The organism is Parafrankia soli (assembly GCF_001854695.1).
GTDB lineage: Bacteria > Actinomycetota > Actinomycetes > Frankiales > Frankiaceae > Parafrankia > Parafrankia soli.
Map to the genome: position 1 here is coordinate 109,877 of NZ_MAXA01000047.1, position 14,453 is coordinate 124,329.

10 protein-coding genes are annotated in these 14,453 nt (G+C 73.6%); 4 read left to right on the forward strand and 6 right to left on the reverse strand.

The window, feature by feature from the left end; all coding sequences use genetic code 11:
- Window positions 1–12: 12 nt before the first annotated feature.
- The 3 genes from BBK14_RS06410 to BBK14_RS06420 form a co-directional block, all read right to left on the reverse strand.
- Window positions 13–2,025 carry a DUF6461 domain-containing protein gene (locus BBK14_RS06410; protein WP_241831200.1) on the reverse strand — a complete coding sequence of 671 codons (2,013 nt, stop codon included), beginning with the start codon at window positions 2,023–2,025 and terminating at the stop codon, window positions 13–15.
- A gap of 319 nt (window positions 2,026–2,344) precedes the next feature.
- Complete coding sequence (locus tag BBK14_RS06415) at window positions 2,345–3,742, reverse strand: glycoside hydrolase family 6 protein (protein ID WP_241831207.1); 1,398 nt, start codon at window positions 3,740–3,742, stop codon at window positions 2,345–2,347.
- 480 nt (window positions 3,743–4,222) lie between these two features.
- Window positions 4,223–4,660, reverse strand: coding sequence for a type II 3-dehydroquinate dehydratase (locus BBK14_RS06420; RefSeq protein WP_071060259.1), 438 nt, complete (start codon window positions 4,658–4,660; stop codon window positions 4,223–4,225).
- A gap of 338 nt (window positions 4,661–4,998) precedes the next feature.
- On the opposite strand from BBK14_RS06420, the gene BBK14_RS06425 reads away from it, so the two are divergent.
- The 3 genes from BBK14_RS06425 to BBK14_RS06435 all read left to right on the forward strand — a co-directional run bounded on the left by BBK14_RS06425 (window position 4,999) and on the right by BBK14_RS06435 (window position 8,216).
- Entirely contained in the window at window positions 4,999–6,165 is a 1,167-nt protein-coding gene (locus tag BBK14_RS06425) for a DegT/DnrJ/EryC1/StrS family aminotransferase (RefSeq protein ID WP_071060260.1), read from the forward strand.
- Between the two features lie 260 nt (window positions 6,166–6,425).
- Window positions 6,426–7,520 (forward strand): Gfo/Idh/MocA family protein, encoded by a 1,095-nt coding sequence (locus tag BBK14_RS06430; protein WP_071060287.1) that lies wholly within the window; start codon window positions 6,426–6,428, stop codon window positions 7,518–7,520.
- 51 nt (window positions 7,521–7,571) lie between these two features.
- On the forward strand, window positions 7,572–8,216 hold the full coding sequence (locus BBK14_RS06435; RefSeq protein WP_020459272.1) for an HAD-IA family hydrolase: 645 nt from the start codon (window positions 7,572–7,574) through the stop codon (window positions 8,214–8,216).
- Window positions 8,217–8,304: 88 nt separating this feature from the next.
- Here the strand turns inward: BBK14_RS06435 and BBK14_RS06440 are convergent, their stop codons facing one another.
- From BBK14_RS06440 to BBK14_RS06450, 3 genes are all read right to left on the reverse strand, one after another.
- The gene (locus tag BBK14_RS06440; RefSeq protein ID WP_071060288.1) at window positions 8,305–9,342 is read right to left on the reverse strand and encodes an ROK family protein; all 1,038 of its coding nucleotides are present in this window, start codon (window positions 9,340–9,342) and stop codon (window positions 8,305–8,307) included.
- 74 nt (window positions 9,343–9,416) lie between these two features.
- Window positions 9,417–10,292, reverse strand: a complete 876-nt coding sequence (locus BBK14_RS06445) for a shikimate dehydrogenase family protein (protein ID WP_116430007.1) — start codon at window positions 10,290–10,292, stop codon at window positions 9,417–9,419.
- Complete coding sequence (locus tag BBK14_RS06450; RefSeq protein ID WP_071060261.1) at window positions 10,289–11,383, reverse strand: 3-dehydroquinate synthase family protein; 1,095 nt, start codon at window positions 11,381–11,383, stop codon at window positions 10,289–10,291. Before BBK14_RS06450 ends, BBK14_RS06445 begins: the two co-directional genes overlap by 4 nt.
- A 209-nt stretch (window positions 11,384–11,592) precedes the next feature.
- Here BBK14_RS06450 and BBK14_RS06455 point away from each other — a divergent pair, with 209 nt between their 5' ends.
- Window positions 11,593–14,406, forward strand: coding sequence for an alpha/beta fold hydrolase (locus BBK14_RS06455; RefSeq protein ID WP_071060262.1), 2,814 nt, complete (start codon window positions 11,593–11,595; stop codon window positions 14,404–14,406).
- The last annotated feature ends 47 nt before the right edge of the window (window positions 14,407–14,453 follow it).

Here is a 14,453-nt window from a genome sequence, read left to right on the forward strand (position 1 = left end):
GGATCCGCCCGGTCAGTGCTGGTTGATCAGGTACGCCACGTCGTTCTCGATGATCCGGTCCAGGTGCTCGGAGAGGACCGGATGCCCGGTGAACCGTTCGACGACGACGAGGCCCTTGGCGACCCGGTCCGTCGCGCCGGCCAGGTCGACGTCCCGCAGGAGTGGCACGACCGCGTCGGGGACGGCGTCCGGCCCCGGTTCGAACGCGGCGAGCACCTCGCCGTCCCGGGCGAGCGAGAGCCGGGTGAGCGCGTTGATGTTCCAGAACATGCTCGCCGCCAGGCCGTGCCGGGAGACCGCGGACAGCACCGGGTGCCGGGAGCCCTGGAAGCCGTTGTCCTCGACGGCGAGCACCGCGCGGTCGTCGCCGTCGAGCGGCAGGACCAGCACGTACGGGTCGGTGCGCTGGTCGGCGCGCAGCCGGGACAGCGAGCACGGCGCGCCGGGATCGGCGTCGAAGCAGCGCACGACGTCCTCGGGCGAGGCGCCGACCACGATGGTGAACGTGGCGGCCTCGCGGAAGGCGCTGCGCCGGCGCACCCACCGGTAGCGGGTCTCCGGCACCGTCACGACCGGCGGAAGCTCCTCGCCGCGCAGCCGGTGCCCCAGCTGGTCGGTGCGCCGGTGGACGGTCTCGGGCGCGGCCGGGGCGCTCCACACCACCAGCTCGTAGGTCTCGTCCTCGCCGGCGCCGTCCCGGCCGTGGGCGTAAACCCGCAGCCGGTAGTCCCCGGGCCAGGGCGGTGTCGTCAGGTGGCCGAGGTCGGCGGCCGAGCCGGCCCCGGCGCCGACGCCCGTTGTCGTGGTGCCGCCGGCGGCGCTCGCTCCGGCGCCGGCCACCGCGGCGGCGCCGTTCGCGGCCGTCCAGCTCACGTCGACGATCTCGTCCCAGCGGACGGCGTCGGCGGGGACCGGCGGGGCCGGCGGTGTCGCCAGCACCCGCAGCGACACCCGTACCCGGCCCGTGCCCATGCCGGTCCGGACGAGGACACCGCCGGAGACGGCCTCCACCAGGCCGTTGCGGGCGAAGCTCGGCGGATTCGGCAGCTCGCCCTCCACCAGCCCGAAGCAGTGCCCGTCGACGGTGACGCAGCCGGCGGCCTGCCGCGGCAGCCGGTACTCCGCGCGGCGCCGGGCCAGCAGTGCGGCCGGGTAGGCGAGTGGCATCGGCCGGCCCGGCAGCACCAGCGCGACGGACCCCACGGCCGTGCCGACGATCCCCGGGGCGCCGGTGCCGATCATCGGCGGGTCCAGCTCCCGCAGGACGGCGGCGGCGACGGTGACCGCGAGTGCCAGGTGGGCGGCCCCGTGCCGGGCGGCCAGGGTGGGCTCGTCGGCCAGCTCGTCCGGCGGCCCGAACAGGCTCCCGCCGAACGCGGACCCGCCGTTCGCGGATTCGCCGTTCGCGGTGCTGCCGAGTGCGGTGCCGTCGAGCGGGCGGTCGTCCGAGCCGCGGCCGTCGAGCGGGCCGTGGCCGTCGAGCGGGCCGGCCGCGGCGGGGTCGTCCGCCGCCAGCAGCGGGGCCACGGCGGGATGCTCGACCAGCGCGCGCAGGTAGCTGTTGATCAGATCGGACGCCCCGGGATGGACCTCATCCAGGATCGCGACCGCCTGGACCGCCTCGGACTCGCCTGCGGCGGCCGCGGACGCGCGCGATCCGTTCCCGCCGCGCGGCCCGTTCGGCGGGGCGTCGACCAGGCCCCTGGCCAGGCCGCGCGGGGCGCGCAGCGGAAGCTCGTCGATGGCGAGCTCGAGCGCGCCGAGCAGTCGTTCCGGTAGGCGCGGCCCGGCCGAACGCAACGCGGTCAACACCGGTCCGGCGGGTGCGGGCGGGAGCGGGACCGGAGCGGGCGCCGTCGCGCCGAGCCGGCCGAGCTCAGCCGCGGGGGTGGGCGGAATATGGGCCACCAGCTGCGGAAATACCTCCGCGACGACGTGCGCGAGCGGATCCAGGAGGTCCGCCGGAAGCTCGACGGTCTGCTCGGGGAGGGAAATCTGACGGCTTTCCAGGTCCGGTCGAAACACCCACGAAACTTTACTGACCGGCTGCTCTTTTCGGCTTGATCGGCGCTCTGACAGCGTGACGATCAGGCAACACACATTCGTGGGGATCGGCCGCAGGTACCGGGGGCCTCGCATATTTCTGACACCGGTGGCCGCGGTCAGATGTTTGTGTCGAAGCAGGTGGCACCCTGCTTGAACTGGTACGGCGCGGAAATGATCCGGACTGTGGCGGCGCGGAAACCGACAACGCCGCCGCCGCCCGCCGCCGGCGCCGTGCCCAACCGGGCATGGCGCCGGCCGTTCCACCATCGGGCCAGGCAGCGGCCCTGATCAGCGTTCCTCAGCCGGCCCGGCTGCCCAGGCCGACGGCGTAGTCCGGCCAGAACTGGCCGGCGGCGGGGCCGCCGTTGCAGGTGCCGTCCGACTCCCCGGGGATCTTCACCCAGAAGAATGCGTCGACGTCGCTGTCGCCCGTCGCGGCGGTGGGCGGCGTTCCGAGCGCGCGGCCGGGCGGGTTGCACCAGGCGTTGTCCGGCGCCGGGCCCAGCCCGTTGCGACTGGTGTCCACGACGAAGTGGGCTCCGCCGCCCAGCGCGGCGTTGACCGCGTCACCGAAGGCGACTTCGCTGGCGGTGGTACCGAAGTTCGACACGTTCAGCGCGAATCCGCGCGCCCGGTCGACGCCCGCCGACTTCAGCCGGGCGGCGATGGTGGCGGCGCTGTGCCAGCCGGCGTTGCCGGCGTCGAGGTAGACGGTCGCCCCGGCGGCGTTCAGGACGTCGACCGCGTTCGACAGCATCCCGTAGCGCGTCTGCTGGTCGGCGGGGGAGAGGCAGTCGATCTGTGCGATGGCGTCGGGCTCGAGCACGACCGCGGCCGGCCCGCCGGCGAGCCCGGCGGCAAAGGCGGCGATCCAGTCGCGATAACCCTGCGCGCCGCCGGCGCCGCCGGCGGAATAGCTTCCACAGTCGCGGTTCGGAATCGCGTAGGCCACGAAGACGGGCAGCGCGCCGTTACCCCTGATGGTGCTGGCCCGGCCGGCCACGTTGCGCCGGGTCGTGGCCGGATCGGCATATCCGAACCAGTCCGCGTGCGCGCCACGCAGAATCTTCTCCAGCGCAGCGATGGCGGAGGGATTCCCGCCGCGCAGCGCGTTGATCGCGGCGGCGACCTGGTCCGCGGGATCGATGTAGAACCGGGCGCCGGCGAACGGGTTCCCCGCGACCGCGGCGGCGGGCGCCGGCGGCGCCGCCACCGGCAGGGCCTGCGTGGCGGCGGGCGGCGGAGCGCTTGTGAGCGCGGCCGTGGGCACCTGTACCGCGGTGAGCCCGGAGGCAGCCGGCCGCGGGGGTGCGGTGACGGTGGCGGTGGGCCCGGTCGTGTGGACGGCGGCGGGCGGGGGCACGCGGCCGGCCACGGTCGCCGCGAGCGCGTCCACCGCGGAGTCGGAGCCGTCGGGGCCGGCGAGGCCCCGGCCGAGACCGACCCCACCGAGTAGCGTCAGCGCCGCGGTGACCGCGAACGCCGTGCGGGCGAGCCGGCCATCGAGCGGCGGCCGCCGCGATCCGTGCGCGCCGCTAGAGCGCGCGCCGGCCGAGCGTGCCGCGGCCGGGCGCCTCGCGGTTGAGTGACTCGTGGCCGGGCGAGTCGTGGTCCGGTGAGCGGTGTCCGCGCCAGCGGCGGCGTCGTCGCCGAAGCCGTATTCGACGGTGCGCGGCCGGGCGGCGGGATTTCTCATGGGGCGAGCCGCGGGCACGTGCCCTCCCGTCTTCACAATGCGTTGCCTCGGTGGGTCCCCTCCCGCCCAGAACTGTAGCAGTGCCGGGCGCGGGAACATGACCGTGCTCATCGAGAATGGGGCAACAGCCTGTGTCGGGAAATCCAATTCCGCCCCAACGTGCCCGACCGGTGGGTGTCCGGCGGGTTCGTACCCGTGCACGGATCTACTCTTACGTGACTGCTGGTCTGGCTCATACCCGGCGGCCGGTCCAGGCCTGGTCCGGCCGGGGCGGGCGGCCGGCCCACAGCGAATTCCGTTGCGCCGGTAATGGTCGTCCGGGGGTAGCCCGTAGGTGCCGGGCGGGGCGGTTCGCGGCGGCACCGGTCCGCCCACCGTCGATGCCGGGCGTGAGCTTCAACGTGAGGTAGCCGTCACAGTGACGCCTGTTGCGCGAGTAGGCATCGGCGCATTGCGCCGCATCCCGGCGGTGCCGCAGATTCAGGGTGCTGTGACGGTCTTCATGAGCGCGTCGGCGGCCAGTTCGTAGCCGAGCGGGCCGAGCCCGGCGATGATTCCGGCGGCCAGCGGCGAGATGACCGATTCGTGCCGGAACGATTCACGAGCCCACACGTTCGACAGGTGCACCTCGATCCACGGCCGCGGGTAGTTGGCCAACGCGTCGCGCAGGCTCCAGCCGGCGACCATGAGCGCACCCGGGTTGACGACCGCACCCACGGAGTCGTAGTTGTCCTGGATGGCGTGGATCAGCTCGCCCTCGGACTCGCGCTGGACCGACACGATCTTCCAGCCCCGGGCGGCGACCCGCGCGGCCATGGCCTCCTCAATGTCGCGGAGTGTGGCCGTTCCGTAGATCTCGGGCTGGCGCCTGCCGAGAATCCCGAGGTTCGGGCCGTTCAGCAGGAGAAGATTGCTCACAGCGTACCTCTGCAAGGGTGTAGCGGATGTCCGGGCACGGTGTTTATAACAGGGCCCGCGCTTCTCTCCCGGTCGGGGTCCGGCTCTGTGGCGCTGCTCCTACCCGCTCTCGGCCGGATTCGCAAGCTCGATGGTGGTGGGGACCCGTGGTGTCGGGGTGGTGACAGCGTCGTCCGCGGACATCCGGGAGAGCGCTGCCGGTTGCCTGGTGTTCCCGTAGTACCGTCCTTTGCGCACCGGGTTCGATGGATTTCGTCCGCCGAAGGCCGGCATGGGGGGGGCTGTCGACATCGCCGCAGCCTCGCAGGCATCTGTATCCGTCATGAAGGGTTAGGTATATGAGCGACAGTCGACGCCCGGCGCCCGAGTTTCCCGCCTGGCCGCAGTTCGACGGCGCGGAACGTGACGGACTGATCCGCGCGCTGGAACAGGGTCAGTGGTGGCGCATGGGCGGTGGCGAGGTCGACGCGTTCGAGCGGGAGTTCGCCGAGTACCACGGCTCGCCCTACGCCCTCGCGGTGACGAACGGCACCCACGCGCTCGAGCTGGCGCTGCAGGTGCTCGGGGTCGGCCCCGGCACGGAGGTCATCGTCCCCGGGTTCACGTTCATCTCCTCGTCGCAGGCCGCCCAGCGGCTCGGTGCCGTCGCCGTCCCGGTCGACGTCGACCTCGACACCTACTGCATCGACCCGGCGGCGGTGGAGACCGCGATCACACCGCGGACGAAGGCGATCATGCCGGTCCACATGGCCGGTCACCTGTCGGACATGGACGCGCTCGCCAAGATCTCCGCGAACACCGGTGTCCCGATCATCCAGGACGCCGCGCACGCCCACGGCACGCAGTGGCAGGRCCGCAAGGTCGGCGAGCACGGCAGCGTCGCGGCCTTCAGCTTCCAGAACGGCAAGCTGATGACGGCCGGCGAGGGCGGTGCGGTGACCTTCCCGGATGCCGAGCTGTACGAGCAGGCGTTCCTGCGGCACAGCTGTGGCCGTCCGCGGACGGATCGCCGCTACTTCCACCAGACGTCCGGCTCGAACTTCCGGATGAACGAGTTCTCGGCATCCGTGCTGCGCGCGCAGCTCGCCCGGCTCGGCGGCCAGATCGACACCCGTGAGCAGCGCTGGCCGGTGCTGTCCGGCCTGCTCGCCGAGATCCCCGGCGTGGTCCCGCAGAGCCGCGACCCGCGCTGTGACCGCAACTCGCACTACATGGCGATGTTCCGGGTGCCCGGCTTCGGCGAGGAGCGGCGCAACGCCCTCGTCGACGCGCTGATCGAGCGCGGCCTGCCGGCGTTCGCGGCGTTCCGCTCGATCTACCGCTCGGACGGCTTCTGGGAGACCGGCGCGCCCGACGAGACCGTGGACCAGATCGCCGCGCGCTGTCCGAACGTCGAGGCGCTGAGCGCGGACGGCATCTGGCTGCACCACCGCACGCTGCTCGGCACCGAGGAGCAGATGCACGACACCGCGGCGATCATCGCCGAGACGCTGGCGGACGCGTGACGACGACCGTGAGCTCGCCGGCCGCTCCGGCCGCTCCGAGTACGCCTGTGGCGCCGTCGGCGGCCCCGGTGCCCGGGGAGGCCCTCGGGTCCGGGGAGGCCCTCGTCTCCGCGAGCGCCCTGGCGTCGTCCGAGGTTCTGGTGGCGTCGCAGGCTCTGGTGGCATCGGAGGCTCTGGCCTCCGCTGAGGCCCTGGCGGTGCCGGTGGCCCCGCCGTCCGTCGCGTCCTCGGTGACCGTGGTCTCCGCGGCCCCGGGCCGGGTGCGCGTCGCCGTGGTCGGGCTCGGCTGGGCCGGGCGGTCGATCTGGCTGCCCCGCCTGCGCGAGCACGCCGCGTACGACGTGGTCGCGCTGGTCGACCCCGACGCGGCGGCCCGGGCCGAGCTGGCCGCGGCGCTGGACGGCCAGGCACCGGTCGGGCTGTTCGACGACCCCGACGCGCTGCGGCGGGCCGAGGTGGACCTCGCCGTCGTGGCGGTCCCCAACCACCTGCACAGCTTTGTAGCCGCACGGTTGCTAAACGTCGGGGTTCCGGTCTTCCTGGAGAAGCCCGTCTGCCTCAGCACCGCCGAGGCCGACACCCTGGCCGCCGCCGAGCTGGCCGGCGGGGCGATGCTGCTGGCCGGCAGCGCGTCCCGCTTCCGGGCCGACACCCGCGCGCTCTACGACCTCGCCGGGCTGCTCGGCGAGATCCGGCACGTGGACGTCTCGTGGGTGCGCGCCCGCGGTGTTCCCGACGCCGGCGGCTGGTTCACCCAGCGCAGCCTCGCCGGGGGCGGGGCGCTGGTCGACCTCGGCTGGCACCTGCTCGACGCGGTCGCGCCGTTCGTGGGCACGGACGGCTTCGTCCAGGCCGTCGGGACCGTCTCCAGCGACTTCGTCGCCAACGCCGCCTGGGGTGCGGCCTGGCGGCACGAGGACGCCGCGCAGTCCCGGGCCGGAGGCGACGTTGAGGACACGGTCCGCGCGTTCCTCGTCGCGGGCAGTGGCGTGTCGGTGTCGCTGCGCGCGAGCTGGGCGTCGCACCAGGCGCTCGACGCGACGGTGATCCGGGTCGAGGGCAGCGCCGGCACGGCCGAGCTGCGCTGCACCTTCGGCTTCAGCCCGAACCGGCATCCCGCGTCCACGCTGACCTGGACGAAGGACGGCGTGGACAGCGCCGTCGACGTCGTCACCGAGCCGATCGGCGCCGAGTACCGCCGCCAGCTCGACGAGCTCCCGGCGCTGCTCGCCGACGCCGGGCAGCGCGGCCGGGCCGTCGCCCAGGCCCGGTCGACGATCGCCGCCATCGAGCGGGTCTACGACTCCGCGCGACCGCGGAACCACGCCATCCCGGCCGCCCGGGTCGCGTTCTGACGCCGCGAGCACCCACCGCCGACCGCAACGCCGAGCCTTGGGGGGGAACCGATGGGCACCCACGCGATCGTTTTCGACCTTGACGGTGTGATCGTCGACAGCCACGCCGTCATGCGCGAGGCGTTCATGATCGCCTATGCCGAGGTGGTCGGGCCAGGCCCCGCGCCGTTCGAGGAGTACAACCGCCACCTCGGACGGTACTTCCCGGACATCATGCGGATCATGGGCCTGCCGCTCGAGATGGAGGAGCCCTTCGTCCGGGAGAGCTACCGGCTCTCCCGCAAGGTCCTGCTTTTCGAGGGTGTCCGGGAGCTGCTCGGCGACCTGCGCGAGCGCGGCCTGCGGCTCGCGGTGGCGACGGGCAAGAGCGGCCCGCGGGCCCGCGCGCTGCTCACCGAGCTGGAGATCGTTGACTACTTCGAACGGGTCATCGGCTCCGACGAGGTGGCCCACCCCAAGCCGGCCCCGGACATCGTCCTGCTCGCCCTCGACGTGCTCGGTGCCGCGCCCGGCGAGGCGATGATGATCGGCGACGCGGTGACCGACATCCAGAGCGCCCGCGGCGCCGGGGTGCGGGCGGTCGCCGCGATGTGGGGGGAGACCGACGAGGCCGAGCTGTTGGCGGCCGGCCCCGACTCGGTGCTGCGCTCCCCGCGTGAGCTCCTCGGCCTGCTCGGTGACCACCGCGCGGTGTGAACGTTGCGCTGTGCGGACGGCGCGGTGTGTGGATGGCCGTCGGCGGGGCCCGGGTTTTCGCGTCGGGCCCCGCCGGTCCCCGGCCGGCTCACCCCGTCCGGAGCACGCTCCGGGCCGGGTCGAGGTCGAGACCGAGGCCGAGGCCGAGGTGGTCGGCGCGGCGTTCCCGGTCGAGGTCGCGGCCGTCGCCGCGTCCCTCATCGGCGTGGCGGGCGAGGATCACCGCGCCCGCCAGCGATGACAGCCCGCCCAGCGCCGCCGCCCGGACGGGCACCGGCGGATGGCCCGGCCGGGCCATCGCCTGGGCCTGCACGGTGATCGCGTCGACGAGCCCGGGCAGCCCGTCCGCGAACCCGCCGCCGACCACCGCGAGATCCGGCCGCACCAGCTCGGTCAGCCCGACCAGCGCGCCCGCGATCGCGCGCGCCGTCGTCCCGACCGCGGCGCGGGCCCAGCCCGCACCCTCCACCCAGGCCTCGCGCAGCTCCGGATAGGTCACCTCGTCTGACGCGCCCGGTTCGTCTGACGCGCCCGGTCGGGCGGTGGCGCGTAGTTCGGTGGCCCGGCGCAGCGTGGCCGGTCCGGACGCGAAGGCCTGTAGGCAGCCGTCCCGCCCGCATCGGCACCGCGGCCCGTCCAGCGCCACGATGAGATGGCCGATCTCGCACGAGCCGCGCGCGGTGCCGGGGCAGAGCCGTCCGTCGAGCACGATGCCGCCGCCGATGCCCGTGCCGACCCCCACGTAGACCAGGTTCGCGCTGCCGGCATGGTCCGCTTCGGCAAGCGCGGCGAGGTCACCGTCGTCGCCGAGGGCCACCGGCGCGCCCGCGGCGAGCTCGCGAACCGCCTGACCGAGGTCCAGGCCCGTCCACGACGGCCGGCTCGGCCAGGCCGTGACCCGACCGGACGGGTCGACCGTCGCAGGCATCGCGACGCCGACGCCGGCCAGCCGCCCGCCCCACTCGCCGAGCAGCGCCGCCACGCCCGCCCCGAGATCGCGCAGGTCGGTCTCGGCCGGCACGCCCGCCGACCACCGGAAGCTCGCCTCACGGGGCGCGCCGCCGACCGGCACCAGCCGCAGCGCAACCTTGGTGCCACCGACGTCGATGCCGAGATGGCCGACCATGCCGGCCGGGCTGGCAGCGCTGGCCGGGCTGGCAGCGCTGGCCGGGCTGGCAGCGTCGGCCACGCCGGCGGGGCTCACCGCGCGCCCGGCAGGCCGAAGAAGGTGCGGTACAGGTCGACCTGTTCGGCCAGCATGTGGATGCCCGGATGGGCGGGCAGACCGCGCTCGGCCGCCGCCTGCAGCAGCCGGGTGCGCGCCGGCTTCATGATGATGTCCGCCACGACACAGCCCGCCGGCAGCATCGCGGGGTCGAACGGCAACGGGTCGGCCGGGCGCAGCCCGAGCGGCGTGGCGTTCACGATCAGATCGACCTGCCCGGCCGGCGTGGGCGCCGCCGCCGCACCAGCCCGACCGGGCCAGTGCGCGTCCAGCCGTCCCAGCAGTTCGCCCGAACGGGCGGTGTCGGGATCGTGGAGGGCCAGGCTCGCACAGCCGGCCTCGAGCAGCGCCACCGCGATCGCGCTGCCGGCCCCGCCCGCACCGGCCAGGTGGACCCGGGCCCCCGCCACGCGATGCCCCGTGCGGGCCAGGCCGCGGACGAAGCCGGCGCCGTCGAAGTTGTCGGCCAGCCACCGCCCGTCCGGCTCGCGCCGCAGGGCGTTCGCGCTGCCGCTTATCCGCGCCGCGGCGGAGCGGACGTCCGCCAGCTCCGCAGCTGAGACCTTGTGCGGGATCGTGATCAGGATGCCGTCCAGGTTGGCCATGGCACACAGCCCGGCCAGCACTGTCGGGAAGTCACGCGGGCGCGCGTGCACGGGCACCAGGACGGCGTCCAGGCCCGCCTCGGCGAACACCGGGTTCACCAGCATCGGCGCCTGGACCTGCTCGACCGGGTCACCGACGACGGCGTACAGCCGGGTCGTCCCGGTGATCTCCCGCGGCCGCGCCGGCTCCCGCCGATCCGGATCCGGGGCGGCCAGCGTCACCGACCCCCGCGCCATGCTGGTCATGCCGCCTCGCGTTCCATCGCGCCCAGCGTCGCGACCACCAGGTCGGCCGGGACGTCCGGAACCAGCCGGGGGCCGTCCGCCGAGTCGAGGACGAAGGTGAGGCCGGTGTTCGTGGACTTGCCGGTGTTCGTGGACTTCTTGTCCAGCCGCATGGCGGCGACGAGCGCCGCCGTGTCGGCCCCGGCGGGCAGCGCCGTCGGCAGTCCGTAGTGCGAGACCACCTCGAAGTGCTCGTCGGCGCGCCGGTCGTCGATCAGGCCCAGCGCGGCAGCGAGCCGGCCGGCGAAGACCGTCCCGACCGCCACGCCCTCGCCGTGCCGCATCTCGAAGCCGGTGACGATCTCCAGCGCGTGGCCCAGGGTGTGCCCGTAGTTGAGGATGTGGCGCAGGCCGGAGTCGCGCTCGTCGCGGGCCACGACCGAGGCCTTGAGCGCCACGCTGCGCGCGATCTGCTCCTCGACGGGACGTCCGCGCAGGTCGCCGGCGCCGATGAAGTGCGCCCGCGCGATCTCCCCGTAGCCGTTGGTCCACTCGCGCGCGGGCAGCGTCGCCAGGTAGTCGGTGTCGCACAGCACGGCGCTGGGCTGCCAGTAGGCGCCGACCAGGTTCTTGCCGGCCGGCAGGTTCACCGCCGTCTTGCCGCCGACGCTCGCGTCGACCTGCGCCAGCAGCGACGTCGGGAGGTGGATGACCGCGATACCGCGGTGGTAGAGCGCCGCCGCGAGCCCGACGACGTCGGTCGTCGTCCCGCCGCCGCAGGAGACCACCGCGTCCGTGCGAGTCAGGCCGAACGCCGCGAACCGCTCGCAGAGCGCCTGGACGTTGGCCAGGTTCTTGTCCGGCTCGCCGTCGCGGGCGGCGACGCGCAGCGCCGGGACCCCGGGATCGGGTACCGCGTCGTCCTCTGGCCGGGCCGAGACGATCACCACCCGGGACGCGCCGATCCGGGCGACGACCTCCGGCAGCGTGCGCCGGACGCCGGGCCCGATGTCGACGGGGTAGCCGCGGTCGCCGAGCTCGACCCACACCCGGTGCGTCCCGGGCCCGCTGGCACGGTCGCCGTGCCCGAGTGTCGCGGACGGTGCCGTCATCACGGTCCTTCCGGTGTCTGCTCGGCCGGGCACGGATGTCGGGGACACGACAGCGCCGGCTGAGTCGCGTGGCGATATTCGGGGATGAGTCTGCACCCTGGGATCTCTGATGGCCCGAGTGGGGGAGTGGTAGGAGTTGTCCGGTCGTATCATCGGCGATGCTTCCGGATAGCCAGAAACGGAGCGAGAGCGGCCTGGGGGGTCGAAACATGGTCGGAACGCATCCGTTGGCCGTGCTGGCGGCGAATCTCGCGGAACCCGACCCGACAATCGTGGGGCGGTTCTCTCGGATCGTCACAGCGCGTGCCAACGACATTGCGGTACGCGATGAGAAAACTGTACTGAGCTATGCCGAGCTGGACTCGCGTTCATCCGCGCTGGCTCGTTCGCTTGTCGTCGAGGGGGACGGCGGCAACATCGGGATCCTGCTGGGGCAGGGAGCGCCCGCGATCGTCGCGATGCTGGGCGCGCTGAAGGCCGGGCGGCCGTTCGTGCCGCTCGACCCGATGCTCCCCGCGGCGCGGCTGGGGCAGATCCTGCGGCTGGCGGGGGTCGCCACCTGCGTGACCGACAGCGCGCACACCGAACTGCTCGCCGCCGCCCGGCTGGAAGCGGCCGACACCGGTCCCACGCCTGGTCCCGAGCCCGGCACCGTTCCGGGCTCGGAGCACACCCTGATCGTTGACGACGGGCCGCCGGTCGGTACCGCCGAGATCGACGACGACCTGCTGCCGGGCCGTCGGGCGCTGCCCACCGACCCAGCCTTCCTGGTGTTCAGCTCCGGCTCCACCGGCGTCCCGAAGGGCGTCGTCTGGCGGAACCGGACCGTGATGAAGGACCTGGACGCGGGCATCGAGCGGGTCGGGATGAACGCCGCCGACCAGATCGCCCTCGTGCTGCCGACCGCGTTCGCCGCCGGCATCACCGTCATGTTCTGGGGGCTGCTCTGCGGCGCCACGCTCCACCCGTTCGACCCGCGGGCCCGCGGGATCGGCGCGATGCCCGCCTGGCTCGTCGACCGCGGCATCACCACGCTGCACCTGACCCCGTCGCTGATGCGCGCGCTGGCCGGCGCCGCCGAGCCCGGGCTGATCCTGGGCGACCTGCGCGCGGTCACCAGCTCCGGTGAGGCCGTGTACGGCCGGGATGTCGCCGCTCTGCGCGAGCTGCTGCCTACAACGTGCACGTTCTACAACTGGTCCGGCTCGACCGAGACCGCCTCGCTCGCCTTCTTCCCGGTCGGATCCGGCGACGAGATTCCGGCTGGTCCACTGCCGGCGGGATGGGCCGTCGACGGCAAGGACATCGAGATCGTCGACGAGCACGGCAAACCCGTACCGGATGGTGCCACCGGCGAAATATCAGTAACGTCAAGGTACCTTTCCGGCGGCTACTGGAACGCCCCCGAGATGACCGCGCAGCGATTTCGGCCGGTTCACCTGTGTGTCGATTCTCCGGCGGAYGGCCTGCGGGATTCCGGTGCGCTGGTTTCCGGTGACGAAGCCATGACGGGCCCGGCGAGCCCGGCGGACTCCGCGGGCCCGGACCACGACCTGCCCGTCTCCGGCGTCACCGTCACCGGTGAGATCGTCCTCGGTGACCTCGGGTCCCACGAGGTCGTGTACCGCGGCGGGGATCTGGCCCGGCGACGCCCGGACGGGTGCATCGAACTACTCGGCCGCGCTGACGCCGCGGTGAAGATCCGTGGTTACCTGGTCGAGCCCGCCGAGATCGAGACCGTCCTGCTCACCTCGCCGGACGTCCTCGAGGCCGTCGTCGTCGCCGAGCGCGTCGAGGGCGAGCCTCCGCGGCTGGTCGCCTACGTCGTGTGCGCCACCGCGGTGAAGTCGGCGACCGTGGCGATCCGCGGCCTGCTGCGGGAGAAGCTGCCCGCCTACATGGTTCCCTCCTCGGTGATCCTGCTCAACGAGCTGCCCCGCAACGAGCGCGGCAAGATCGACCGGCCCGCGCTGCCGGCGCCGCCGCCCCGGCCGCCCGCCCGCCGTCCCACCGGGCGCAGCCACTGGGAGTTCGCGCTGTGTGACCTGTTCGCGCAGATCCTGAAGGTCGATGAGGTCGGCGTCGACGACGACTTCCTCGAGCTCGGCGGGGACTCGCTGCTCGCCCAGCAGCTCCTCAGCGAGATCGCCACCCGTCTCGGCGTGACCCTGCCGACCTCGGTGCTGGTGGAGGCGCCGACCGTCGCCGCCCTCGCGGCCCGGGTGGCAGGTTCCCAACGGGGCATCCCGACCCATCCGACCTGCGTGCCGCTCAACGTCGACGGCTCGCGTCCGCCGCTGTTCTGCGTCGCCGGCGCGGGCGGGCTCGCCATCAACTTCCTCGGGCTCTCCCGCCTGCTCGGCTCCGACCAGCGGGTCTACGGCCTGCAGGCGCAGGGAATGGAAAGCCGGGCGCTGCCCGACTGGAGCGTCGAGCGCCACGCCCGGCGCCACCTGGCCGTGCTCCGCGTGATCCAGCCGACCGGCCCTTACTACCTCGCCGGCTTCTCGTTCGGCGGGCTGGTCGCCCTGGAGATGGCGCACATGCTCGCCGCCGCCGGCGAGGAGGTGGGGACGCTGCTGCTGCTCGACACCACGCTGCCGCGCTCGGCTCAGTCCGCCGGCGGCGCGCGTCCCAGCGGCGACCCCAGCGGCGGGGGACGCATCACCCGGCTGCTGCCGGACCGGCTCCCGCTGCCGAACGCGTCCAAGCTACGCAAGGCGGCACGCCTGCCGTTGACCGGGCTCGTCCGCTACCCCGGGCTCGTCCAGTTCGACGTGTTCTTCGACCAGGCCCGGTTCATCACCCAGTCGTACCGGGTCCGGCCGTACGCCGGGCGGACCGTCCTCTACCTCGCCGAGGACAACCCCGAGTCCGGTCGGGACGAGTGGCCCACGCACCTGACCGGTGACTCCACCATCGTCACCGTCCCCGGCGAGCACCACACGATGCTCAACGAGCCGAACGTCTCGGTGCTCGCCGCGGACATGCGTGCCCGCCTCGGAGAGTCGATGCAGCTCTAGCCCGGACGACCAGACCAGACCGGACCGGGACGGGCCGTACGGTTCGC